This is a genomic window from Corynebacterium sp. HMSC074E01 (assembly GCF_001808885.1).
GTDB lineage: Bacteria > Actinomycetota > Actinomycetes > Mycobacteriales > Mycobacteriaceae > Corynebacterium.
In genome coordinates, this window is sequence record NZ_KV794854.1 from 395,827 (window position 1) to 418,431 (window position 22,605).

Sequence of the window (22,605 nt, forward strand, 5' to 3'; positions counted from 1 at the left end):
TAGTACCACACACCCCGCATGGCTATAGCCAGCAATGAATTCACGTCAAGTCGTTACTACAAACGGGGGTAACCATCACGCGTTAGGTGATGTGTTCGAACCTCAATCAGCAGCACTCACAAGAGGAAACGATTAATGCCCCACGCGCGATGTCGGTGGCACGTGGGGCGAGGAGGTCCTACTGGGCGTCGGGAAGCGCGACGCTAGTGAGTGATTTATTCGTAACGCATATCACCGCGCGCAATATCCTTGCGCCCATGAACAAAGAAATAGACCACTGAGGCAACTAGCATCAAAGCCGCCAGCATCCAGTACATGGCGGAGTATCCCGTCGCGGAGATGACCTGCCCCAGCAGAATCGGGCCGAAGCCGATGCCTAGGTCCAGCAGCAAGAAAAAGGTCGAGATGCCCGCACCCATCTCATACATCGGCACCAGACGCACAGCGATAGCCTGACCGGCCGGCAGGATAGAGCCGTATCCGATGCCCACCAAGGCACCCGCCGCAACAATCTGCCAATCAGCACCAGCCGAAGCCAGAACAGCCAAGCCAGCGATAAAGAAGACGAGCGAGGAGTAGATGATGATGTTGTCACCGCGACGATCCTGCAGCTTGCCCAGCACAAAACGCAGGATGAGGCTCACCACCGCATAAGCCAAGAAGAAGTAGCTAGCGCCTTTCTCCAGACCGGCGTGAGAGGAATAGCCATTCAGGAAGGTAATAATGCCCGTATAAGCTACACCGACCAAAAGGATGAAGACACCGAATGGCGCCACGGCTGGGTGCACAATATTCCCCAAAGAGAAGGAGACACTACGCCGCTCCTCCGCTGGAGCCTTGACGACGAGCCCCAACCCCAAGGCCACTACCGTGAGTGTCAGCGCCACCAGAAACACGGTGTTATAGCCAGCACTGTGAACAATCGCCAATCCAGCCGCTGGGCCAAAGGCAGTGGCCAACGTTGTACCCAAGGCGAAGTAACCGGTTCCCTCAGCGCGGCGATGGTCAGGAATCACCGATTGCGCCACGGCCATCACAGCCGTCGACGCCACCGCATAGCCGAAGCCGTGCAAGATGCGGACAGCAAACAACAGTGGCAGTGACTGAGCTGGGAAATACAGCGCCATCGCCACAGTGACCACGATGAGGGAGATGACCAGCGAGCGCTTCCGCCCAGCAGCATCCACAATGTAGCCCGAAAAGAGGCGAGCAATCGTCGCCCCCACCACGAAGGCGCTTGAGGCAAACCCGCCCGCTGTGTCCGAGGCTTGGAACTGCTCGACAGCATAGAGCGCCATGAAGGTCACGAGCAGATAAAAAACCGTAAATTGGGCGAAATTGACCAACCACGCAAACACGAATGTCGGCGTAATGAGGGACTGGGATTCAGAGGACGTTTGAGACACCTTCTTCGACAGCGTTATGGAATTAAGACTTCCACACGCTATCAAAGATCAGAGATACTTTCGAATCCACCCTCAGGGTTGTACCACGCTTGACGACGCCCCTATCCGAACAGTTTCCGCAGGTAGGGTGAACCAAACTTCCAATCAGTGTCCATCCTTTCGCGCAACTCACAGAACTCATCAAATCTTGTATAAAGTTGAGCAAAGTCCTTTCGGGACAGGGAGTTCATCTTGCCCCAGTGCGGGCGTCCACCGGCCGCATGGAGGATCGGCTCCAGCTTCGGCATATAATCCTGCGGGTTGAGCGCACGCGGAATGTGGAAGGCAATGTACATAGATTCGCGGCCGGATGCCGTCGAGAGAGCAACGTCATCTGCGGCCGTCGTGCGCAGCTCCATCGGAAACCCGATCCGCCAATCCTGCTCGTCGATGAAGCGGCGGATTTCGCGGACGGTGGCGGGGCCGTCGGCAAGCGGCACGGCGTACTCCATCTCGTGGAAACGAACCCGGCGCGGGCTGACAAATACGTCGTGAGCAGCGGAACGGTAGCGGTTATGAGAGATGACCGAGGTAGCGAACTTGTTGAGCGTCGGGATCGTCCCGGGAAGAAGGCGCCCCAACGCTAGGGCCGCGGCGAAGGCACCGTTGCCGATGAGCTCGTCGTCGATAAGCTGCTTAAGCCGTGAGCGGCGCTCCCCAGTCGGTTCGAGGCGCGTGTTGGCCTTGACCATGGCGCGGTCGGTATGCGGGAACCAATAGGACTCGAAGTGATCGACGCTGCGGGAGAGCTCCTCCCAGTTGTCCATCAGCTCATCGAAGGCAATGCCGGATTCTTCCGCCAGCAGGTCGAAGGCATCCACGCACTGCATTTCGACCTCGACGACCACGCCGAGCGCGCCAACGCTAACCACCACGAGGCGAAGGAGCTCTGGGTCTTCGTCGATGGAATAGGTGCGGGTGTTACCGTCGGCGTCGATAAGCGTCAGCCCAGTAACCGTGCCCGCAAAGCCTGTGTAATTGATGCCGGTGCCGTGGGTCGACGTCGAAATCGCGCCCGCCAGCGATTGCGGGTCCACGTCACCCTGGTTAGCCAGAGCAAGCCCAAACGGGCGCAGGAGCTTAGGCACGTCCCGCAAGCGAGTGCCCGCCAGGAAACGGACGCGCTTGCACTGCTTGTCGACGCTCACCAGACCACTCACGTGATCGAGATTGAGCATCGTCTCCTCCCCCCCGCCGCAATGGGACTGAAAGAGTGGCCGGCACCCACAGCACGCACGCTGCGGGAGCGGCTAATGATTCCAGGGATCTCGTCGATGCGGGAGGGCTGTACAAACTCCTGCGGTTTCGTAGTGACCGATCCTGCCCAATTACTAAATGCGGTTGTCATCGGAGTGTCCATCCTTCTCCTCTATAGGTGTCCCATACATCAACGCCGTCTTGTCCAACGGCCAAAAGGCGGTCGACGTTCTCTGTCATTTCGCCGGCCTTGGCGTGTCGGAACCACACCAAGTCCTCGACGTTCAGGTCAGCCCCATGTAGCGGAGTTTGCACCTCACCGGCACCCTCCGTGCTGGAATAGCGCAGCCCTTCTGGCCACACCGGAACCGGAACGCGATCCTTCGCGGGTGGCCCGGAGGCAATCCAGCCTCCGGAGTTGACCGTGGCCCAGCCCGACGCGGGAACGCGGGAGACCTGGCAGACGAAGAATGCTGCCGCCTTGTGGTTGATGCCAGTGAAATCATCGAAGATCGCTGGTGTGTAGAAACCGGATCCAGCGGCCAGCTCGGTCAAGGTTCCCTCGGCCGCGGATTCTTGAAGGCTGCCCGTGCCACCGCCGTTAACGAATTCGATGTCCGACACCTCCCGCGCGGCCTCCACGCAGGCACGGCGTCGCGGGGCAAGGTCAGCCATGGACTTCGAACGCAACCAGCGCTTGACCGCCCCACCGGACCTGGCAGGCCATCCGCGACGGAGGCCACCTGCCCTTCATAGGCCATGAGTCCGACAAGCCGGTGCCCGCGGCGAAGAATCTCATGGGCTAGCGCTGAGACCTGTTCCGGTGTGCGCACGGGCGAGCGCCGCGGGCCGATAACCGCACCCGGCAAATGGAGGGTGCAGTCTATGTCAATGGCCACGCGCAGGGAACCCTCAAGCAGGTCTAGGAGCTCAGCACTATCCACCATGATGGTGATGGCCTCGCACGCAGTGTCATCCGCTGCGAGCTCACGCAGAGCCTTCCGATTGACGCTCGGGTAGGCCACCACGATGTCACGGAAGCCCTCTCCCACCAGATGCAGCGCCTCTGGAACGGAATACGCGAGGATACCCCGGTATCCCTCATGCTCGAGGGCGCGGCGAAGTGCCGCCACGCTGCGTATTGACTTCGAGGCCACGCGGATCGGCAGTCCTCCGGCACGAGTCGGCATCTGCGCAGCGTTGTAGTCAAACGCGGCGAGGTCAATAACGCCCACGGGCGCTGGGCTTTCTCCTGATCTGACGAGCGGCTCAACGGCCGCGCGTACCTGGGCCTGTGGAGTGGTCGCGAGGATTGGCATAGCGTCATCCTAACCACAACTAGTTTAGTTTGTGAGACAAATCTCGAAAGACTCATAGCGCCATCACATATTTTTGGGACAATAGACCGCATGAAGACCTTCACTCAGACCTGTCTGCCCCAGCGAGTGCTCAATTTCTTGGACACGGACCCCGCCCGCGATGTGCGCGGCACGGGTGAGCAGCACCAGGCCCACGCGCCATTTAGCGGTGAGGAGCTCTTTAGCTTCCCCGTCGCCACCGCCGGGGACGTCGAGAAGGCAGTCACCTATGCGCGTACCGGCGTTGGCCAAGGTGACCGCGCCGCCATCCTGCTGCGCCTGCACGACCTCGTCCACGAGAACGAGGAGCTCATTCTCGACCTCATCCAAGCCGAGAACGGCAAGTCCCGCTCCCACGCCTATGACGAGCTGATGGATCTGTATAACTGTGCGCGCTTCTACGCCGTCAACATCCGCAAGGCTTTCGGAAACGACCGCCACCCCGGCGCGCTTCCCGTGCTGACTAAAACGCGCACCCAGCACTACCCGCTGGGCGTGGTGGGACTTATCTCTCCGTGGAACTATCCTCTGTCCCTCGGTGTGGGCGATGTTCTGGCGGCCCTTTCTGCTGGTAATGCCGTGGTCCACAAGCCGGATTCTCAGACCACGCTGACAGCGATTCTACTGCGACGCTTAGCCATTGAGGCGGGCCTTCCGGAGGCCGCTTGGCAGCTGGTTCCCGGCCGCGGGGCGGAGGTGGGTGATGCCCTGGTTCCGCTGGTGGATGGGCTCTCCTTTACCGGTTCCACCAAGGCCGGTAAGTCCATCGCTACCCAGGCTGCGGGGCGCCTCATCCCCACCATGCTGGAGCTAGGCGGCAAGAACCCGATGCTGGTGCTTGACGACGCCCCCCTTAAGTCCACCGCCCAAGGTACCGTGCGCACCGCATTCTCTTCCTCCGGGCAGCTCTGCATGTCCGCCGAGCGCGCCTATGTCCACGAGAGCGTCTTTGAGGAGTTCCTCGCAGAACTCACAAATGCACTGGACCAGCAAGTGCTCGGGGCGGCATTCTCCGATGCTGCCACCATCGGCTCGCTGACCTCGCAACGCCAGCTCGATGCCGTTCAAGCCCACGTCGAAGACGCCGTGTCCAAGGGAGCCACCGTGGTCTACGGCGGAAAGGCTCGACCGGACCTCGGCCCCTTCTTCTACGAGCCCACCGTGCTGACCGGCGTGACCCCAGAGATGGATCTCTATGCCACCGAAACCTTCGGCCCAGTACTGGCGGTGTATGCGGTGAGCTCTGATGCCGAGGCCATCCAGCGCGCCAATGACACCACCTACGGTCTTTCTGCCTCCGTGTGGTCCGGAAACTCCCGCCGCGCGTGGAAGGTTGCCTCCCAGCTGGAGGCCGGCATGGTCAACATCAACGAAGGCTTCGCCGCCGCCTATGGCTCCATCGCCGCCCCCGGTGGAGGCGTCAAGGAGTCTGGCCTCAATCACCGCCACGGCATTACCGGCATGCGACTGTGGGCCAACGAGCGAACCGTGGCCGAGCAGCGCCTGCACCCGCTTGCGCCGTCGGAGTACATCTCGCCGGAACGCTTCCGCCAGCTGGTATCGACGGGCATGCAGCTGATGAAGACCTTCCGGCTCTAATCTAGACAGCCATGAAGGAACTTAACCGCGACGAGCTTCTAGCCCGCCGGCTCATTGCTCAAGGCCTCGCCCCATCGGCCGCGAGGCCATCGCTCGCCTCGGCGCTGGACGTCGCTGAGCATCTCCTCGCCCTGCAGGGTCAGACCTACGATGCCGGCGTTCGTGCACTCTCCCTGCGCGCCGGGTGTGACGAAGACAAGGTTGTGGAGGAGATAAAAAGGTATCGCGTGGTGCGCTGTTGGCCACAGCGCGGCACGCTGCACTTCATGCCGGCTGCCGACGTCCGTTGGATGTCCCGCTTGCTCTATCCGCGCGTGGCCTCCAGCCAGAAATCCCGGCGACCGAGCTTGGGGCTCAGCGAGGACATGGTGGCAGCAGCTTCGGAAGCACTACATGGCGCAGCCACCGAGCCTCTCACTCGCGCGGAGGTCTACGAGCTTTTCGCCGAGACAGGCGTGGATCCCACAGATGGTCGCGGCTCCCACTTATTGCGTGCCTTCGGCGGGGCAGGTGACCTAGTCCAGGGCCCAAAAGCTGGCAACCAAGAGACCTTCCTCCATGTCGATGCGCTACCTACCGTCCAGCGCGAGCCAGAGGAACCGCTTACTGAGCTGGCCCAGCGCTATGTCGAAGGCCATGGCCCCGTGTCCGTAGCCGACCTCCAAACATGGTCCAAGCTCAGCAAGTCCCAGGCCGCCAAGGCTCTTGCGAGCACGGAGGCCACGACCGTTAACCATGATGGGCAGAGACTGTGGATGGCGGGCTGGCAGGAGGATGTCACCGCGAGCGAAATCGACGGTGCCTTAAAAATCCGGCTCGAACTCCCTGCCTTCGACGAATACCTGCTGGGCTATGCCAACAAGGATTGGATCGTGCCCGATGAGATCCGAGCAAACGTCCTCACTCGAAATGGCCTCAGTTGGCCGTGGGTCATGGAAGGCGGACGCGGCGTGGCCAGCCTACGGCATCCGTAGGATGCGGCGATGAACCGTTCCTTCGGGCTCGACATGGATAAACACTTCCGCACCGGGAAAAAGCTCATCGATGGCGTCTTCGATGCGGTCGGCGATTGTGTGCGAGTGCAGTACCGTCCACTCGCCGGGAACATCCATGGTGAGGTAAACAAGGCGCTGGCGCCCTGCCGCGACCGTGCGGCGTGAGGTGAAGGAGACCTGGTGGTGGTCCTCCAGCTCATTGAGAAGCGCGTCCAGCTGGGCGTGCTCTTCCTTAGGCAGGGACTCCGACAACAGGGAGCTCAGTGATTCTTTGAGCAGCTTGTAGCCCGTCCACAAAATATTGAGGCCCACGGCAAACGCGATGGCTGGGTCGAGCCACAACCAATCCGTGAGGCTGACCGCGCCGATGCCAAGGAGGACGCCGACGGACGTCCAAACGTCGGTAAGCAGGTGCTTTCCATCCGCCTGCAAGGTGGCCGAACGATGCTGCCTGCCCGCGCGCACAAGCAGAAGGCCCACGCCCAGGTTAAGCAAGGAAGCCACAAGCGACAGCAGGAGGCCAAGCCCAGGCTGCTCCAGCGGCTGCGGATCCAGAAAACGGCGAATGGCCATGTAGATAATCATCGCTGCAGCGACGAAAATCATCACACCCTCGACCAGCGCGGACACATACTCGGCCTTGCCGTGACCGAACTGATGGTTCGCATCGGCCGGCTTTGCCGCAATTTTGATAGCCACAAACCCCACAACGGCGGCGACGAGGTTAACGCCGGATTCGAGGGCGTCGGAAAGAAAGCCCACCGATCCCGTCACCGCGGAAGCGATGACCTTGAGCGCAATCGTGGCCACTGCGGTGGCGATAGAGAGCTTCATAAAGCGCTCGAGCAGCAGTTGCTCTGAGCTAAGAGAAGACAAGTGAAAACTCCTTCGGTTCGGGTGCGGACCGAAGGTCTCGTTCACGCCGCAGGCTGTGCAAACGCTGGCTGGCCGGGCGGAAAAGCCAGTATGTCGACCAGGCATCTCGGAAAGTATCCGAGGGAACTACTCCCCTTCAGGAATATCTAACATTATAGAGGCCTTACAGCGGAAGCAAGACGCAAAAGCCGCGGGTTGCGCACCCGCGGCTTTACTAAACATAAGGTTTAGTGCTGGCCCTCTGCGAATTCCTCAACCAACTTAGCGTTGAAGGCTGGGAGATCGTCCGGGGTACGGGAGGAAACCAGACCCAGGCAGCGCCTGCCTTCTTGACTGCCTCCAGCGGAGAGAACTCGCCTACCACGTCGCTACACCCGAACGCTTTCGAGTTGGGTGCGCGGGCAGCATGTCGACCGCCCCATGTTCCCAGCTACTCCTTAAGGACATCCTTACGCTGATTACCCAGATAGGCGTAAGCAGCGGCGATGAGAGCCTGCGTCGCCGTGGTGAGCGTCGGCTGCAGCTCCGGAGCAAATCGCGAGTTGTGGTTGGGAATTGATGCGCCATCGGTACGCCCGCCGAAGCCCCAGAAACAATAGGGAGCGCCAAAGGCATCGGGGATGCGTGAGAAATCTTCGGACGCCGTCCACGGCTCCATGTCGAGAACATTGTCGCTGCCGAGGACGTCGATAAGCTGCGCGCGCACCTTTTCAGTCACGTCTTCATCGTTGACGGTGAGGGGGTAATTATCACTCTGCGCAAACTCTGGCTCGCGCGGGGACATCGCTGCCCGGCACTCTGCCTTCACAATGCGGTGAATCGCCTCAACGATTTGAGCCCTGACATCCTCATCATAAGCACGGATGTTGATGCGCAGGGTCGCCGAGTCCGGGATGATGTTTGCCTTCGAGCCCGCCTGCAGTGCCCCAACGGTCAACACGGCGAACTGGTGCGGATCGACCTCACGGGAGACAATTGTTTGCAGCCGCAGAACGATGGAGCTGGCCAGCACCACAGGATCGACGCTGAGGTGCGGCATCGAGCCGTGGGAACCGTGACCATAAACGGTGACCGTGAGTGAGGTCGCTGTAGACAAGACTGGGCCGGGCGCAATCAGTACGCTGCCGGCTGGGGCGTTCTTATCAATGAAGATGTGCTGGCCAAAGGCCACATCAGGCGTGGGGACTTTATCGGTGAGCCCTGCATCCACCATGGACTGCGCGCCCTCCGCGGTTTCCTCGCCCGGCTGGAAAAGGGCGACGAATGTACCGGACCACGCATCGGTCGCCTTGGCCAGCGCCTCGGTGGCGCCGAGTAACCCGGCCACGTGGGCATCGTGACCACAGGCATGCATTGCCTCGCCCGTAGCGGAGTAGTCCAAGCCGGTGTCCTCGGTGATGGGCAAGCCGTCGAAATCGGCGCGCTCTAGGACCGTCGAGCCTTCGCCGTTTCGGAGGATGCCGACGACTCCCCCGCCGAATTCCAGCACCTCAACTCCAGGAAACTCCCGGAGCTTATCCGCGATAACGCCGCGGGTGCGCTCCTCCTCCATGCTGAGCTCAGGATGCTGGTGCAAATCCTTGTAGAGGGCTTCTTGCCACTGCGTGGCCTCTGCTGCGCGATCTAGGATGTGGGCAATACTCATGCCCACAGCCTACGCGCTATGAGCGCACGGTTAGCCGCCGATCTTGAAATCGCAGACGTCGCCGTCCTGCATGATGTACTCCTTGCCCTCTTGGCGCACCTTGCCAGCATTGCGGGCTTCCGCCATGGAGCCGGCGGCGTCCAAGTCATCGAAGGAGACGATTTCGGCCTTGATGAACTTCTTCTCAAAGTCGGTGTGGATAACGCCGGCTGCTTGCGGTGCTGCAGAGCCTTGCTTAATGGTCCACGCGCGGGCCTCCTTCGGGCCGGCAGTCAGGTAGGTCTGCAGGCCGAGAGTGGCGAAGCCGGCCTTGGCCAACGTCGCCAAGCCGGGCTCCTCCTGGCCTACCGACTCGAGCAGCTCCAGGGCCTCCGCCTCGTCGAGCTCCAGGAGGTCGGTTTCGGTCTGGGCATCGAGGAAGACGCATTCCGCAGGGGCGACGAGCTGGCGCAGCTCCTCCTTCTTGGCGTCATCGGTGAGCACGGCCTCATCCGAGTTGAAGACGTAGAGGAAGGGTTTCGCGGTCATGAGGTGCAGCTCGCGCAGAAGCGCGAGGTCGATCTCGTTGTTCTTGGAAGCAGCGAAGAGGGTCCGGTCATCCTCCAAGATGGCCTGGGCCTTCTTGGTCTCCTCCACGGTCTCTGCCAAGTCCTTGTTCTTGCGGGCTTCCTTTTCCAAGCGCGGCAGGGCCTTCTCAATGGTCTGGAGGTCCGCGAGGATGAGCTCAGTATTAATAACGGAGATGTCGTGCGCCGGGTTGACCTCACCGTCGACGTGGATCACGTTTTCATCAGCGAAGGCACGAACCACCTGGCAGATGGCGTCAGCTTCACGGATGTTGGCGAGGAAGGCGTTACCCATGCCTTCGCCCTTGGAAGCGCCTTCCACAATGCCGGCGATATCCACGAAGGACACGGTGGCCGGCAGGATGCGCTCGGAGCTGAAGATTTCCGCAAGGCGGTTCAGGCGGGAATCGGGAAGCTCAACGAGACCGACATTGGGCTCAATGGTGGCAAACGGGTAATTCGCCGCCAAGATGTCAGAACGGGTCAGGGCATTAAACAAAGTGGACTTGCCCACGTTGGGCAGGCCGACGATTCCAAGTGTAAGACTCACGGGGCCAATCCTAACGCACCCCGAATCTTTTGAGGCAAGATGGTGGGGTGAGTTCTGATCAGCCATCCCCCAACGCCTCTTCCTCTGAGTTCGCCGCCGCGGAGGCAGCGCTCGGCGGGCGTTTCGATGACTCCGTCGATGCTGCTTCGCTGAACGCTGTCTCTCCGCACCCGCCCGGCAACCAGGTGGATCGCTCCGTGGTCGTCGGCGAGGTCATCAAGTCCGCATCGCTGTGGGCACTCCGCCTGACCATCATCGGGATATTCCTGTATGCCTCCTTCCGCATGCTGGGCAACTTTTGGCGCGGCATCCTGCCCGTTCTCATAGCGCTGATTATTTGCACTGTGCTTGCCCCCATTGCGAGCGCCATGCGGCGCAAGGGACTGCCCTCAGCTCTCGCTGCGGCAGTGACCATTCTGGTGTCTTTTACTGCGGTGGGCGCTCTTTTTATGTTCATCGCACCGGACTTCGCGCGGCAGTCCCAGACACTGTATCTGCAGACGGTAGAGGGCATTCAGCGCTTGCAGCTATGGGCACAGGGCCCGCCGCTCAACCTCGACGCGGATGAGATCGGCGGCTACATCGATGAAATCGCCCTGTGGCTACAGCGCCAAGCAGGATCCATCGCGGGCTCCGTATTCACCGGCATTGGCACGGCGACTTCCATCGTGGTCACGCTCTTCATCATCGTGGTGCTGACCTTCTTCTTCCTTAAGGACGGCCACAACTTCTTGCCGTGGCTGCGCCAGGCCACGGGCCGCCGGACCGGCTGGCACCTCACTGAGCTGTTGACCCGCGTGTGGAGCACGTTGGGTGGTTTCGTACGGGCACAAGCTGTCGTCTCCGCCGTTGATGCTGTCTTTATCGGCCTCGGCCTGGCACTCATCGGTGTGCCTTTGGCCATGGCGTTGGCCATCATCACGTTCATCGCCGGATTCATCCCCTTTGTCGGCGCGATCGTGGCCGGCGCCCTATCCGTGACCATCGCACTGGTCTCCTTGGGCCTTACCAAAGCACTGCTCGTTCTTGGCTTGGTCCTATTAGTTCAGCAGCTCGAGGGCAACGTGCTTTCCCCGTGGCTGCAGTCGAAGGCCATGAACCTGCACCCAGTTATCGTGTTGATTTCCGTGACCGTAGGTTCCGCACTCTTCGGCCTCATCGGTGGTTTCCTCGCCGTCCCAGCCGCAGCGACCATCGCGGTGGTCTACCGCTATTTCCAGGACATGATGATGCTCCAGTCGGGCGAGAGAACTGCCGAAGACTTGGAGTTTTCGACCGTCGCTGGTTTCCTCATCGGGCGCTATACGCAACAGCAGGGCGACCGAAAGCGCGAACAATGGCTGTCCATCCCCGACCACGCCGCACCCGAAGGTGCAGCCGAAGACGTCGCCCACAACGGTACGAGCCCTCTGGACCAAAAGATCGACGCGAATGTCGACGTTGACGCGGGCTTCAGTGAGCGCGATGGAGGAGCACGAGCGGGGATCAAGCGCGCAATTAACGCTCTCGAACAGATGTTGCAGTCAAAGGATAAGGACTAACCCTTCACGTCCGGGGCGCATGCCATGATGACAGGCATGACGTCTTCCCTCCCCGTAGTGCTCCTATTCCTCGGCCTCATCATTGGGGCCGCATTGGGCTGGCTAGCCCGCGCCTATTCAGCGCAATCCGCCCAGCCTTCAGAGGAGCATCGCGCCCTGCAAGAGTCCCAGCGCCGCCAAGCAGAGCTCGCTCCGCTGGAGAAGGCCATGGACCGTCTCGGACTACAGCTCCAGGAAATCGAGGAAGATCGAGCGACCTCACTCGCAGCACTCAGCAGCCAAGTCCAAGCGGTAACTCGTACCTCAACACGCCTGTCGGATCGCACGGACAAGCTGGTCGGCGCGCTGCGCTCCCCCAATGTCCGCGGACGGTGGGGCGAAGTGCAATTAGAGCGCGTCGTTGAACTCGGCGGCATGCGCAAACACGTCGACTTTGATTCCCAAGTCAGCGCCCGCATCAACGGATCGCTGGTACGCCCCGATCTGGTCATTCACTTGGCCGGAGGGCGCAGCATTGTCGTGGACGCAAAGGTTCCTCTCAGTGCCTACCTCGACGCAATGGAGACCGAGGACCCAGAGGAGCGGGCAGGGTATCTCCGGCGCCATGCTCACCTCATGCGTTCTCACGTGCAGGCATTGGCCTCCAAGGACTATATCGAGGCTTTCTCCCCCACCCCACAGTTTGTGGTTCTCTTTGTCCCTGCCGACACTTTCGTTGACGCTGCCCTGTCTATCGACGCCGAATTGCTGGAGTTCGGCTTCGAGCGCAACGTCGTCATCGCCACCCCAAGCACCCTCTTTGCCCTCTTGCGCACCGTCGCGGTGAGCTGGCAGCACGAGGAAATCTCCGATAAGGCCCGCGAAGTCCAGCGTTTGGGTCGCGAGCTTTATACGCGCTTGAACACTCTTAACGAACACTACGACAAGGTGGGCCGCGGACTCGAACGCGCGGTGGAAGCCTATAACGCAAGCTTGGCCAGTTTGAATTCTCGCGTCGGGGTTACCGCGCGGCGGCTCAAGGATCTCGATGTTCCAGCCCGCGTCGACCGCCTTCCGGTGGAACCGCGCAGCGTCGGGTCTTGGCCGCGGCGCGCCCAGAATGAATAACGTTTTGGTCACCAAGCCCGGTAAGCTTTCTGGGCGTGTCTGTAGCCAAAAATCGTCGCCGCCCTCCCCGCCGCGGGATGCCGCTTAGCCGAGCACTCCTCGTCGCGCTCGTCGTTACGCTTGTGGCCTTGGCGGTCTCAGGCATTCTGGGCAGCGTGGGGCTGCCCTTCGCCCTGATTTTTGGACTCGGCTCGCTGTCTGTCACCTGGTTGGTGGAAACTCGCGGCCTCTACATGACGGTAATTTCCCTGCCGCTGCTGTACGCATTAGGAACCGTGGTTGGCGGGTTCATCAACTCCACCGCTGGATTGCCGGAAGGGGCCTCGCCCTTTTCCAAGACTGCGATTCTCACCACGGCTTTCCCACTGTTGCAGCATTTCCCCGTGCTCATCGTCACGGTTGTGGCTTGCGCGCTACTTGCAGTTCTGCGCCTGTGGCGCAGCGATAGCCACGCGAAGGACCTTGAGGCGGAAGCCCAAGAAAAGCGCCGCGCCGAAGTTGCGTCCGATCGCCGGAGCCGCTCCGAGCGCCTGTCCGTAGCAGAACTCCTTGCCCGTGAGGCCACGGGCTCAGGCCGAGTCCGTGAGCGCGACCGTGAAGAACGTCGCCGGATTCAAGCTGAAGAACGCGCGAAGCGCCGACAGGCTTCCCCCGATGCGGATGAGCGGGAAGATTTCCGCCGCGCTGCAGCCGAATCAGCGGAGAATGCGCGGCGTGCGCGGGAGCGCTCCCAGCGGACCTCCCAGCCGCTGGAAGAAAATCTCTACGACGAGGATTAACGCGCCGTACGTGCCGGACGCAGTTCGCGCGGCAGGGAGAAGGTAATGGTCTCCGTAGAGGTGGTCACCTGCTCAACATCGTTGTAGCCGCGCTCATCGAGGAACTCCAGCACTTCACGGACGAGCAGCTCAGGCACGGACGCACCACAGGTCACGCCAACGGTGTTTACGCCTTCGAGCCAGGCTTCGTCGATCTCCGAGGCAAAGTCCACTAGGTGTGAGGTCTTAGAGCCCGCCTCCAAAGCAACCTCGACGAGGCGCTTGGAGTTCGAGGAGTTCTCGGAGCCCACAACGATCATGAGATCGCACTTCGGCGCAATGGCCTTAACCGACTCCTGGCGATTCTGCGTGGCGTAGCAAATGTCATCTGATGGCGGGTTCTCCAAGTGCGGGAAGCGCTCGCGCAGCTTGTTGACGATCTGGATGGTTTCATCCACCGACAACGTGGTCTGGGACAGCCAGATGAGCTTTTCCTCATGCAGAAAATCGGGCAGCTTGTCGACGCCCTCCAGGCCATCCACGAGGTGGGTGACGTCTGGGGCCTCACCGGCGGTGCCTTCGACCTCTTCGTGCCCCTCGTGGCCGACAAGGAGGATCTGGTAGCCATCGCGCTCAAAGCGCTGAGCTTCCTTGTGAACCTTGGTCACCAGCGGGCAGGTGGCATCGAGCGTGAGCTGCTTGCGCTCTTGTGCCTCCTTGCGCACGCTCGGCGCGATGCCGTGTGCAGAGAACACGAGGTGAGCGCCTTCGGGGGCTTCGGAAGCCTCCTCCACAAAGATGACACCACGCTTAGCCAGGGATTCAACAACGAACCGGTTGTGCACAATCTGCTTGCGCACGTAGATAGGGGCGCCGTACTTCTCCAACGCCTTCTCCACTGTCTCAACAGCACGGTCCACGCCGGCACAGTAGCCGCGGGGAGCCGCCAGGAGCACCTTCTTTGCAGTTTCAGTCATGGCACCCACAGTATCGAAAGTCGCAGACATACTGTAGTTCCCGCCCAACCGGCTTGGCGGTGACACCGGATGTCCGGCACGCCTCCTAGACTGAGCCATACACTGTTCAGAACAGACCCCAACGAGAAGACCGCTCAAGAGAAAGGACTGCGCGTGAACCAACCGGCCAATTCCGCGGAGACTCCGTGGCCAGTCGGCAAGGTCAATGACCAAGTCAAAGGCTGGATCGAACGCCTCGGCTTCCTCTGGGTGGAGGGGCAAATTACCCAGCTGAACATGAAGCCGACGTGGAAACTCTCCTACATCACGCTGCGTGACGTCGAGCAGGAAAAGTCTGTTCAGTTGACGTGCAACACCTCGCTCATCCGCAATGCTCCCTCACCGCTCAAAGATGGCGACCGCGTCGTGGTGTACGGCAAGCCTGCCTTCTACGCTGGGCGCGGAAGCTTCTCCCTGTGGGTGACCGAGATCCGTCACGTCGGCATCGGTGATCTCCTCGCTCGGGTGGAAATGCTGCGCCAGAAGCTGCGCCAGGAGGGCCTGTGCGATCCCTCGCGCAAGTTTCCGCTTCCCTACCTGCCCAAGAAGATCGGCCTCATCACCGGTCGCGGCTCCCACGCCGAGCGCGATGTCCTGTCTGTGGCACAGGACCGCTGGCCGGCGGTCCAGTTCAACGTCATCAATACTGCGGTGCAGGGAGCCACGGCTGTTACCCAGGTGATTGACGCCCTGCGGACTCTCGACGCGGACCCAGAAGTCGATGTCATCATCATCGCTCGCGGCGGCGGTTCAGTGGAGGATCTCCTCCCCTTCTCCGAGGAGGCACTCCAGCGCGCCGTAGCGGAGGCTCGCACTCCTGTCGTTTCCGCCATCGGCCACGAACCGGATCACCCGGTGCTTGATGATGTCGCAGATCTCCGCGCCGCCACCCCCACCGATGCGGCCAAGCGTGTCGTGCCCTCCGCCGCCGAGGAATACGCGCTGATCTCCGAAGCACGCTCGCGCATGGCGGCAGCGCTGCGCGGCTGGGTGGACCGGGAGCGCCGCGGACTCGAAAACATCCGCTCCCGCCCGGTTCTTGCAGATCCGATGGTGCCGATCAACGCACGCCGCGAGGAGCTGGAGCGAAATCTCGCGCTGATCCGCCGGGTGATGAGCCACCAGCTGGACCGCGAAACTAACCAGGTAGCCTCGTTGCGTGCTCGGGTCTCCGCCTTAGGCCCCTCGGCCACCCTCGAACGCGGCTATGCCATCGTGCAGGTCCTTCCGCGCGATGGCAGCGGTCCGGAGGTCGTCACGAGCTACACGCAATCACCACCGGGTTCGCAACTGCGCATACGTGTGGGCGATGGCTCGATCACCGCTGCTGCAATGGCTTCTCAGGCCGCAGATTAAACAGAACACCTAATAGGTAAAACGAATCATACAAGAGAAAGAAGATACTTCACCTCATGACTGACACGATTGGCGCCGGCCAGCCCGGCCAGGACGCGTTCCCGCCGGTGGAAGAGCTGAGCTATGAGCAGGCTCGTGATGAGCTCATTGAAACAGTGAAAATCCTCGAGCTAGGACAGATGGGACTGGATGAATCCCTCAAGTACTGGGAGCGCGGCGAGGCCCTAGCTAAGGCCTGCGAGGCGCATCTCGACGGCGCTTCGAAGCGCGTAGAGGAGGCTCTCCGAAAGAACGCAGAGGGCACCGATAGTGCAGCACACAACGAAGAAGCAGGAGAAGACTAAATGAAGATTTACGGCTACCCGGGAAATCGCGTGGACTTCGTCTCCAAGTCAGGCGGAGCAGGGTCCATGGTCTTTGGTGATTCGCGCCAGCTCGCCGAAGAATTCTTCGGCCCCCCGCACACCGCGAATGGCGAAGAGATCAGTTACTTCTCCGGCTCCATTGTTCTGCGCTTTAGCGAGAATAGGCTCAGCGAGATCGCCGTCTTCCCCGGCAAGTCCCTCCATGAGAAGGTGGATGTATACCTCGGCAAGACGCGTCTGAGCGGCCTCGATCCAGAGTCCCTCACTAGCGCCGCTGGAGATTCGGTCGAGGTGGAATGGGACGGAACCACGCTGCAGAGCGTAACCTTCCGCTAAGCAGCGGAGCTTACTCGCTGATGACGCTTCCATCCTCAGCGATCTGGAGTGGCTCGGCCTCAGTGAATGCGGTCAGGGCTGCTTCATAGTCGGCGTCGGAGGCGGAGCCGGTGAGGACGAGGCGGGCATCACCCAAGTCGGTAATCCACAGCGGGCGCACGTCTTTGTCATCGCTGCTTAAGATTTCCACGTCCTGACCCGCTACCTCACGCCGCTCAGAGTTAGCACGATAGTTGGAGTCATAAGCCGCGGGGACATCGCTAAGCGCTACCTGCGTCTGCGCCGACTCGACATAGCCTTCATTGGTGGTCAGCCAGCTCACCACGGCAGCGGATTCGCCGCCCATCTGCTTGCGCCGAGCCGCGGTGGGCTGCCAGCCCTCCGGCATGACCGGCTCCCTAATGACGGCCCCACTGCCGCGCGCTTCCATTTCCAGGAAGGTAGCGGCATCCACGTTTTGCACGGGCCCCGACTTCTCCGGATTGATGGAGCACAATCCCGTTGCCCCGACCGCGAGGAACATCATGATGAGGATGACGCCCACCGTCAAGGTGATATCGCGCGCGTCCTCAAAAATCTTTGGTTTATCTTCAGATGCCACCCGCCCAGTATGTCACGCCGCCTCCGCCACACGCGACAGCGACCTCCGACCTGCCCTTTTGACGGCACCTACCCCCGATTCCCACTTCTGGGGGAGGCATTCGGGCTTGGATGCGCGGGAAAAGTGGAAGAATGGAATTTGTATTCCGGGTTGTCCCCCACCCGGGCCGAGCCACCTGAAAAGAAAGGGACTAATCACACATGTCTGATAACACGTCTTATATCCCCGACCGCAACCTAGCCATGGAGCTGGTGCGTGTCACCGAGGCGGCAGCGCTCGCCTCGGGTCGCTGGGTTGGCCGTGGACAGAAGAATGAGGGTGACGGCGCCGCGGTGGATGCTATGCGCAAGCTCATCAACTCCGTCGAGATGAACGGCGTCGTCGTCATCGGCGAGGGCGAGAAGGATGAAGCCCCCATGCTGTTCAACGGCGAGAAGGTCGGCACCGGCCAGGGCGCCGAGATGGACATCGCCGTCGACCCGGTTGACGGCACCCGTCTGATGGCTGAAGGCCGCCCGAACGCTATTTCTGTCATCGCTGCTGCCGAGCGCGGCACGATGTACGACCCGTCCGCTGTCTTCTACATGAAGAAGATTGCTGTCGGCCCCGAGGCAGTCGGTGCCATCGACCTCAACGAGTCGGTCGAATGGAACGTGAAGTCGGTGGCTAAGGCCAAGGGCATCAAGCCAGCTGACCTGACCGTCGTCGTTCTCGACCGTCCGCGCCACGATGACCTCATCCGTCAGATCCGCGAGGCCGGTGCCAAGGTTCGCCTCATCATGGACGGTGACGTCGCAGGCGCCATCGCCACCTGTCAGGACAGCAACTCCATCGACATCATGATGGGCATCGGCGGCACCCCAGAGGGCATCATCACCGCCTGCGCCATGAAGTGCATGGGCGGAGAAATTCAGGGCAAGCTGTGGCCCAAGGATGAGGAGGAAGCCGAGAAGGCTCGCAAGGCTGGCCACGACCTCGACCGCGTCCTCACCACCAACGACTTGGTCTCCTCTGAGAACTGCTACTTCGCCGCTACCGGCGTGACCAATGGCGATATGCTCCGCGGTGTCTCTTATCGCCCGAACGGTGCCACCACCCGCTCTCTGGTCATGCGCTCCAAGTCCGGCACCATCCGCTACGTCGACTCCATCCATAAGCTGGCTAAGCTGCAGGAATACTCCGTGGTGGACTACACCAACCCACACGATAAGGAAAGCTAGTTCACTTTCCTAGGAAGAGTGCTACGGTAGCGGTCAATGCCGTGCCACGGCACACATAGCGAACCCCTCAAATCTCATCTCACAGAAAAGGTGACTTCATGACTGAATACCGCATCGAACACGACACCATGGGCGAAGTTAAGGTTCCGGTCGACGCCCTGTGGCGTGCCCAGACCCAGCGCGCAGTGGAGAACTTCCCGATCTCCGGCCGCGGTCTCGAAGATGCTCAGATTCGCGCTCTCGGCCTACTCAAGGCTGCCTGCGCTCAGGTGAACAAGGACTCCGGCAAGCTGGACGCGGAGAAGGCTGACGCCATCATCGCCGCAGCCACCGAGATTGCAGAGGGCAAGCACAACGATGCTTTCCCGATTGACGTCTTCCAGACCGGCTCCGGTACCTCCTCCAACATGAACACCAACGAGGTCATCGCTTCCATCGCCCACAAGAACGGCGTGGAGATTCACCCGAATGACCACGTGAACATGGGCCAGTCCTCCAACGACACCTTCCCCACTGCAACCCACGTTGCGGCAACCGAAGCTGCCGTTAATGACCTCATTCCGGGCCTCAAGGTCCTGCACGATTCCCTGCTGGCCAAGGCCAAGGAATTCGCTGATGTGGTCAAGTCCGGCCGTACCCACCTGATGGACGCCACCCCGGTCACCCTGGGCCAGGAGTTTGGCGGCTACGCTCGCCAAATCGAGCTTGGTATTGAGCGCGTCGAAGCTACCCTGCCGCGCTTGGGTGAACTGGCTATCGGCGGCACCGCTACCGGTACCGGCCTGAACACCGACGCTGAATTTGGCGGCAAGGTCACCGAGGAGCTCAAGAAGCTCACCGGCATCGATCAGCTCTCCGAGGCCAAGAACCACTTCGAGGCTCAGGCTGCACGCGATGCTCTCGTTGAGTTCTCCGGCGCCATGCGCACCGTGGCTATCTCCCTCAACAAGATTGCCAACGACATTCGCATGATGGGCTCCGGCCCGCTGACCGGCCTTGCGGAGATCCACCTCCCGGATCTGCAGCCGGGCTCCTCCATCATGCCGGGTAAGGTCAACCCGGTTCTGAGCGAGGCCGCCACCATGGTGGTCAGCCAGGTCATCGGCAACGACGCTGCTGTTGCTTTCGGCGGCTCCAACGGCCACTTCGAGCTCAACGTTTACATCCCGATGATGGCCCGCAATGTTCTCGAGTCCTCCCGCCTGCTGGCCAATGTTTCCCGCGTCTTCGCTGAGAAGTGCGTTGACGGCATCGAGGCCAACGAGGAGCGCATGAAGAAGTTTGCGGAGTCCTCCACCTCCATCGTGACCCCGCTGAACTCCAAGATTGGCTACGAGAACGCCGCCAAGGCAGCTAAGCACGCTCTGCACGAGAAGATTACTGTCCGCGAGGCAGTCATCGACCTCGGCTTCGTCGACGGCGAGAACCTCACCGAGGAGGAGCTCGATGAGCGCCTCAACGTTCTCACCATGACCAACCGCGACCGCGACAACTTCTAAGCTCGCTTTCGTCCACGCCGCCGCTCTCCTTCGGGAGGGCGGCTTCGCCGTTTTCCCATCCACCCCGCTGGGCCAACAACAGGGCGGGGTAGCCAAACTGCCCGATCTGCCAAAGTTATAGCCTCAAGATCTGGCAATAACTTCGTCAACTAGGGCAGTTTTGGGCTTGAGAGTTTCTTTCCTAGCCATCACTTCACGCCCTCCGCGCTCACGGCGAGCCTTAACCAGCCACAGCCCACGCTGCCGGTGGGCGCGAAGGTCGGATTGCTGTTCTTATCTCCTTTCCTGTGCGCCGCGCCATAAAAATCGTCCCACCATCATGAGAATCACCAGCTTTGCACTTGGTGCAAACTTGCACTGGGTGTAGCATTGCACTCCGTGCAAGAAGAACTGTCATTACGCGAGCAAAAACGCCTGAAAACTCGCCTACGCATAGAGGATGCTGCCACCCTCTTGGTAGACGAGCACGGCTTTGCTGCAGTTACGGTGGAGGAGATTTGTGAGAAGGCCGGGATTTCTCGGCGCACCTTCTTTAACTATTTCGATTCCAAGGACTCAGCCGTCTTGGGCAACCCCAGCCAAGAGTTCTCCCAGGAGCAGAAGAGCTACCTGCTCGAAACTCCCACGGAGAACCTCTTCAAGCTGGCCGTAGACCTCATCAAGGAACACCTCATTGGGCAGCACGCCAATAGGGACATTGCTGAGCGACGCCGCCGTATCTCCCGCGATGCGGACGCAGCGGCGGCGTCCTTAAGCAGAAAGCGTGCCAAATCCAACGAAGTCCTTGAGCTTCTCACCCAGCGGCTGGAGAAGGAACCAACGCTAAAGACCATGCCGGATGTCTCCCCGCACACGGAGGCACTCCTCATTGCTGCCACCATCCGTGAGGCTTTTTGGTTGGCCACCTCCTCGCCAGACTTCAGCTGCGCTATCCCCTTTGAGCAGCGCTTTGATTCCGCACTCACACTCATCAACAACTATTCGAAAGAACTTTCATGGTAGCTACCGCGAAACCGTCAGTGGCCCACACTGACAACGGCAAGCCGGAAAACAACCTTGCCCTCGTCTTCTCTGCCCTTGTGCTCACCATGTTGATGAGCTCTTTGGGGCAAATGATTTTCGCCTCCGCCCTCCCCACCATCGTCGGCGAGCTCGGTGGTGTCGACCACATGAGCTGGGTTATCTCCGCCTTCCTGGTCACCATGACCATTGCTATGCCTATCTCCGGCAAGCTCGGTGACATGATGGGCCGCAAGTGGCTCTACATCGGAGGTATTGCCACCTTCGTCATCGGCTCCACCGTGGGCGGCTTCGCCAATTCTATGAACCTGCTCATCATCGGCCGTGCCATTCAAGGCTTCGGCGCCGGATTCATGATGATCTCCTCCCAGTCCATCATCGCGGAGGTCACCACGGCACGTGAGCGCGGCAAGTTCATGGGCATCATGGGCGGCGTTTTCGGCCTGTCCTCCGTCCTCGGCCCAGTCCTTGGCGGCTGGTTCACTGATGGTCCAGGCTGGCGCTGGGGCCTGTGGATGAATATTCCCATTGGTCTGCTCGCCATGACTGTGTGCGTGCTCGTTCTGCACCTGCGCGTCGGCGATACTGATCTGCGCAAGTTTGATGCCTTGGGAGCCACCTTCATCGCTATCACTACCGCCTCGCTCATCCTCATGACCACCTGGGGCGGCACCCAGTATGAGTGGTCGGATCCCATCATTCTGACCTTGGCCGTGATCGTTGTGATTGGTGCTGTCATCACGGTCTTCGTCGAGAAGCGGGCCAAGGAACCCCTGATCCCAGTGCTGCTGTTTAAGAACCGCAACATGGTTCTCACGACGGCAGCTGGCATGGTGCTGGGCTTGGCTATGTTCGGCGTGCTGGGCTACATGCCGACTTACCTGCAGATGGTGCACACCCTAACGCCGACCAAGGCGGGTCTCATGATGATCCCGATGATGCTCGGCATGATCGGTACTTCCACCACCGTTGGGTTCGTCATCGCCCGCACCGGCCACTACAAGCGCTACCCCATCATTGGCCTCGCAATTACGGCAGGCGCTCTGTTCTGGATGTCGAAGCTGACTGTGGACACCTCCCTGACTCAGCTTGGAGCCGAGTTCCTCGTCTTCGGCATCGGCCTCGGCTTCGTCATGCAGGTGCTCGTTCTCATCGTTCAGAACTCTTTCCCCGTGGCGCTGGTGGGTACCGCAACGGCGGCTAACAACTTTTTCCGCCAGATTGGTTCCGCCATGGGTGCGTCCTTGGTGGGCTCGCTGTTCATCCACAACATGAAGGATGAGTTGGCTGCCAATATGCCGGCTGCTATTGCCTCCATGGGCAATGCCGGTGCACCCTTTGCGGAAAAGTTCAGCGCCGAGGGCGGCGGTTCCTCTAGCCTGACCCCGTCGATGGTGGCACAGCTTCCTGACCCAATCCGCGACGTTATCCTCAATGCCTACAACGACGGACTCACCCCAGTCATCCTGCTTATGGTCCCGATGGCCATCATCGCTCTCCTGCTCATCCTGCCGATACGGGAGGAGCACCTCAAGGAGACCATCGATTAGAGCAC

Annotated in this window: 21 protein-coding genes and 1 pseudogene; 12 read left to right on the top strand and 10 right to left on the bottom strand. The window is 60.7% G+C overall.

The features are described from left to right. Positions 1–215: 215 nt before the first annotated feature. The 4 genes from HMPREF2537_RS11215 to HMPREF2537_RS11225 form a co-directional block, all read right to left on the bottom strand. A complete protein-coding gene (locus HMPREF2537_RS11215; protein WP_070529071.1) occupies positions 216–1,406 on the bottom strand; it encodes an MFS transporter in 1,191 nt (396 codons plus the stop codon). A 101-nt stretch (positions 1,407–1,507) separates the two neighbouring features. Beyond that, positions 1,508–2,623, bottom strand: a complete 1,116-nt coding sequence (locus HMPREF2537_RS11220; protein WP_246820318.1) for a D-arabinono-1,4-lactone oxidase — start codon at positions 2,621–2,623, stop codon at positions 1,508–1,510. Positions 2,624–2,789: 166 nt separating this feature from the next. After that, complete coding sequence (locus tag HMPREF2537_RS13075; RefSeq protein WP_246820320.1) at positions 2,790–3,197, bottom strand: type III PLP-dependent enzyme domain-containing protein; 408 nt, start codon at positions 3,195–3,197, stop codon at positions 2,790–2,792. Continuing rightward, positions 3,194–3,961: an alanine racemase gene (locus HMPREF2537_RS11225; protein WP_246820321.1), complete on the bottom strand. Its 768-nt coding sequence runs from the start codon at positions 3,959–3,961 to the stop codon at positions 3,194–3,196. The genes HMPREF2537_RS13075 and HMPREF2537_RS11225 overlap by 4 nt, the downstream gene beginning before the upstream one ends. A gap of 90 nt (positions 3,962–4,051) precedes the next feature. On the opposite strand from HMPREF2537_RS11225, the gene HMPREF2537_RS11230 reads away from it, so the two are divergent. Both HMPREF2537_RS11230 and HMPREF2537_RS11235 read left to right on the top strand, forming a co-directional pair. After that, on the top strand, positions 4,052–5,599 hold the full coding sequence (locus tag HMPREF2537_RS11230) for a succinic semialdehyde dehydrogenase (protein ID WP_070529078.1): 1,548 nt from the start codon (positions 4,052–4,054) through the stop codon (positions 5,597–5,599). 11 nt (positions 5,600–5,610) lie between these two features. Beyond that, a complete protein-coding gene (locus HMPREF2537_RS11235) occupies positions 5,611–6,573 on the top strand; it encodes a winged helix DNA-binding domain-containing protein (protein WP_070529081.1) in 963 nt (320 codons plus the stop codon). On the opposite strand, the gene HMPREF2537_RS11240 is transcribed toward HMPREF2537_RS11235, so the two are convergent. The 4 genes and pseudogenes from HMPREF2537_RS11240 to ychF form a co-directional block, all read right to left on the bottom strand. Continuing rightward, positions 6,559–7,470, bottom strand: a complete 912-nt coding sequence (locus HMPREF2537_RS11240) for a cation diffusion facilitator family transporter (protein WP_070529085.1) — start codon at positions 7,468–7,470, stop codon at positions 6,559–6,561. The two genes, HMPREF2537_RS11235 and HMPREF2537_RS11240, sit on opposite strands and share 15 nt — an antisense overlap. A 227-nt stretch (positions 7,471–7,697) precedes the next feature. Beyond that, a pseudogene (locus tag HMPREF2537_RS13080) lies at positions 7,698–7,781 on the bottom strand (peptidase C56); the annotation flags it as partial. 119 nt (positions 7,782–7,900) lie between these two features. After that, positions 7,901–9,115 carry an amidohydrolase gene (locus HMPREF2537_RS11245; RefSeq protein WP_070529088.1) on the bottom strand — a complete coding sequence of 405 codons (1,215 nt, stop codon included), beginning with the start codon at positions 9,113–9,115 and terminating at the stop codon, positions 7,901–7,903. Positions 9,116–9,145: 30 nt separating this feature from the next. Further along, on the bottom strand, positions 9,146–10,231 hold the full coding sequence (gene ychF / locus HMPREF2537_RS11250; protein WP_010187319.1) for a redox-regulated ATPase YchF: 1,086 nt from the start codon (positions 10,229–10,231) through the stop codon (positions 9,146–9,148). A 47-nt stretch (positions 10,232–10,278) separates the two neighbouring features. On the opposite strand from ychF, the gene HMPREF2537_RS11255 reads away from it, so the two are divergent. Genes HMPREF2537_RS11255 through HMPREF2537_RS11265 form a run of 3 tightly spaced genes read left to right on the top strand, consistent with a single transcriptional unit; the run spans position 10,279 to position 13,658 of the window. After that, complete coding sequence (locus HMPREF2537_RS11255; RefSeq protein WP_070529092.1) at positions 10,279–11,772, top strand: AI-2E family transporter; 1,494 nt, start codon at positions 10,279–10,281, stop codon at positions 11,770–11,772. Positions 11,773–11,808: 36 nt separating this feature from the next. Further along, a complete protein-coding gene (locus tag HMPREF2537_RS11260; RefSeq protein WP_070529507.1) occupies positions 11,809–12,879 on the top strand; it encodes a DNA recombination protein RmuC in 1,071 nt (356 codons plus the stop codon). A 35-nt stretch (positions 12,880–12,914) separates the two neighbouring features. Further along, positions 12,915–13,658 carry a DUF6542 domain-containing protein gene (locus HMPREF2537_RS11265; RefSeq protein WP_246818775.1) on the top strand — a complete coding sequence of 248 codons (744 nt, stop codon included), beginning with the start codon at positions 12,915–12,917 and terminating at the stop codon, positions 13,656–13,658. Here HMPREF2537_RS11265 and HMPREF2537_RS11270 read toward each other — a convergent pair. Then, complete coding sequence (locus tag HMPREF2537_RS11270) at positions 13,655–14,614, bottom strand: 4-hydroxy-3-methylbut-2-enyl diphosphate reductase (protein ID WP_201828430.1); 960 nt, start codon at positions 14,612–14,614, stop codon at positions 13,655–13,657. The two genes, HMPREF2537_RS11265 and HMPREF2537_RS11270, sit on opposite strands and share 4 nt — an antisense overlap. A gap of 153 nt (positions 14,615–14,767) precedes the next feature. Here HMPREF2537_RS11270 and xseA point away from each other — a divergent pair, with 153 nt between their 5' ends. From xseA to HMPREF2537_RS11285, 3 genes are read left to right on the top strand one after another with little or no spacing between them, the layout of a single operon-like run. Next, on the top strand, positions 14,768–16,009 hold the full coding sequence (gene xseA / locus HMPREF2537_RS11275) for an exodeoxyribonuclease VII large subunit (RefSeq protein ID WP_070529101.1): 1,242 nt from the start codon (positions 14,768–14,770) through the stop codon (positions 16,007–16,009). Between the two features lie 56 nt (positions 16,010–16,065). Further along, complete coding sequence (locus HMPREF2537_RS11280) at positions 16,066–16,353, top strand: exodeoxyribonuclease VII small subunit (RefSeq protein WP_010187330.1); 288 nt, start codon at positions 16,066–16,068, stop codon at positions 16,351–16,353. Next, positions 16,354–16,710 (top strand): hypothetical protein, encoded by a 357-nt coding sequence (locus HMPREF2537_RS11285; RefSeq protein ID WP_070529104.1) that lies wholly within the window; start codon positions 16,354–16,356, stop codon positions 16,708–16,710. A 10-nt stretch (positions 16,711–16,720) separates the two neighbouring features. On the opposite strand, the gene HMPREF2537_RS11290 is transcribed toward HMPREF2537_RS11285, so the two are convergent. Further along, the gene (locus tag HMPREF2537_RS11290) at positions 16,721–17,311 is read right to left on the bottom strand and encodes a DUF4245 domain-containing protein (protein WP_070529106.1); all 591 of its coding nucleotides are present in this window, start codon (positions 17,309–17,311) and stop codon (positions 16,721–16,723) included. A gap of 200 nt (positions 17,312–17,511) precedes the next feature. Here HMPREF2537_RS11290 and glpX point away from each other — a divergent pair, with 200 nt between their 5' ends. The 4 genes from glpX to HMPREF2537_RS11310 all read left to right on the top strand — a co-directional run bounded on the left by glpX (position 17,512) and on the right by HMPREF2537_RS11310 (position 22,600). Next, positions 17,512–18,531: a class II fructose-bisphosphatase gene (gene glpX / locus HMPREF2537_RS11295; RefSeq protein ID WP_010187336.1), complete on the top strand. Its 1,020-nt coding sequence runs from the start codon at positions 17,512–17,514 to the stop codon at positions 18,529–18,531. A 98-nt stretch (positions 18,532–18,629) separates the two neighbouring features. Then, on the top strand, positions 18,630–20,030 hold the full coding sequence (locus tag HMPREF2537_RS11300; protein ID WP_070529108.1) for a class II fumarate hydratase: 1,401 nt from the start codon (positions 18,630–18,632) through the stop codon (positions 20,028–20,030). 378 nt (positions 20,031–20,408) lie between these two features. Next, on the top strand, positions 20,409–21,032 hold the full coding sequence (locus HMPREF2537_RS11305) for a TetR/AcrR family transcriptional regulator (protein ID WP_070529110.1): 624 nt from the start codon (positions 20,409–20,411) through the stop codon (positions 21,030–21,032). Beyond that, positions 21,026–22,600: an MDR family MFS transporter gene (locus tag HMPREF2537_RS11310; protein WP_070529113.1), complete on the top strand. Its 1,575-nt coding sequence runs from the start codon at positions 21,026–21,028 to the stop codon at positions 22,598–22,600. The genes HMPREF2537_RS11305 and HMPREF2537_RS11310 overlap by 7 nt, the downstream gene beginning before the upstream one ends. Positions 22,601–22,605 lie beyond the last annotated feature (5 nt).

Bases quoted from the DNA above. Each gene is read 5' to 3' on its own strand.
- HMPREF2537_RS11300 (WP_070529108.1), top strand. From the start codon at position 18,630: ATGACTGAATACCGCATCGAACACGACACCATGGGCGAAGTTAAGGTT.
- HMPREF2537_RS11310 (WP_070529113.1), top strand. From the start codon at position 21,026: ATGGTAGCTACCGCGAAACCGTCAGTGGCCCACACTGACAACGGCAAG.
- HMPREF2537_RS11270 (WP_201828430.1), bottom strand. From the start codon at position 14,614: ATGACTGAAACTGCAAAGAAGGTGCTCCTGGCGGCTCCCCGCGGCTAC.
- glpX (WP_010187336.1), top strand. From the start codon at position 17,512: ATGTCTGATAACACGTCTTATATCCCCGACCGCAACCTAGCCATGGAG.
- HMPREF2537_RS11260 (WP_070529507.1), top strand. From the start codon at position 11,809: ATGACGTCTTCCCTCCCCGTAGTGCTCCTATTCCTCGGCCTCATCATT.
- HMPREF2537_RS11220 (WP_246820318.1), bottom strand. From the start codon at position 2,623: ATGCTCAATCTCGATCACGTGAGTGGTCTGGTGAGCGTCGACAAGCAG.
- HMPREF2537_RS11280 (WP_010187330.1), top strand. From the start codon at position 16,066: ATGACTGACACGATTGGCGCCGGCCAGCCCGGCCAGGACGCGTTCCCG.
- HMPREF2537_RS11225 (WP_246820321.1), bottom strand. From the start codon at position 3,961: ATGCCAATCCTCGCGACCACTCCACAGGCCCAGGTACGCGCGGCCGTT.
- HMPREF2537_RS11245 (WP_070529088.1), bottom strand. From the start codon at position 9,115: ATGAGTATTGCCCACATCCTAGATCGCGCAGCAGAGGCCACGCAGTGG.
- HMPREF2537_RS11235 (WP_070529081.1), top strand. From the start codon at position 5,611: ATGAAGGAACTTAACCGCGACGAGCTTCTAGCCCGCCGGCTCATTGCT.
- HMPREF2537_RS11285 (WP_070529104.1), top strand. From the start codon at position 16,354: ATGAAGATTTACGGCTACCCGGGAAATCGCGTGGACTTCGTCTCCAAG.
- HMPREF2537_RS11230 (WP_070529078.1), top strand. From the start codon at position 4,052: ATGAAGACCTTCACTCAGACCTGTCTGCCCCAGCGAGTGCTCAATTTC.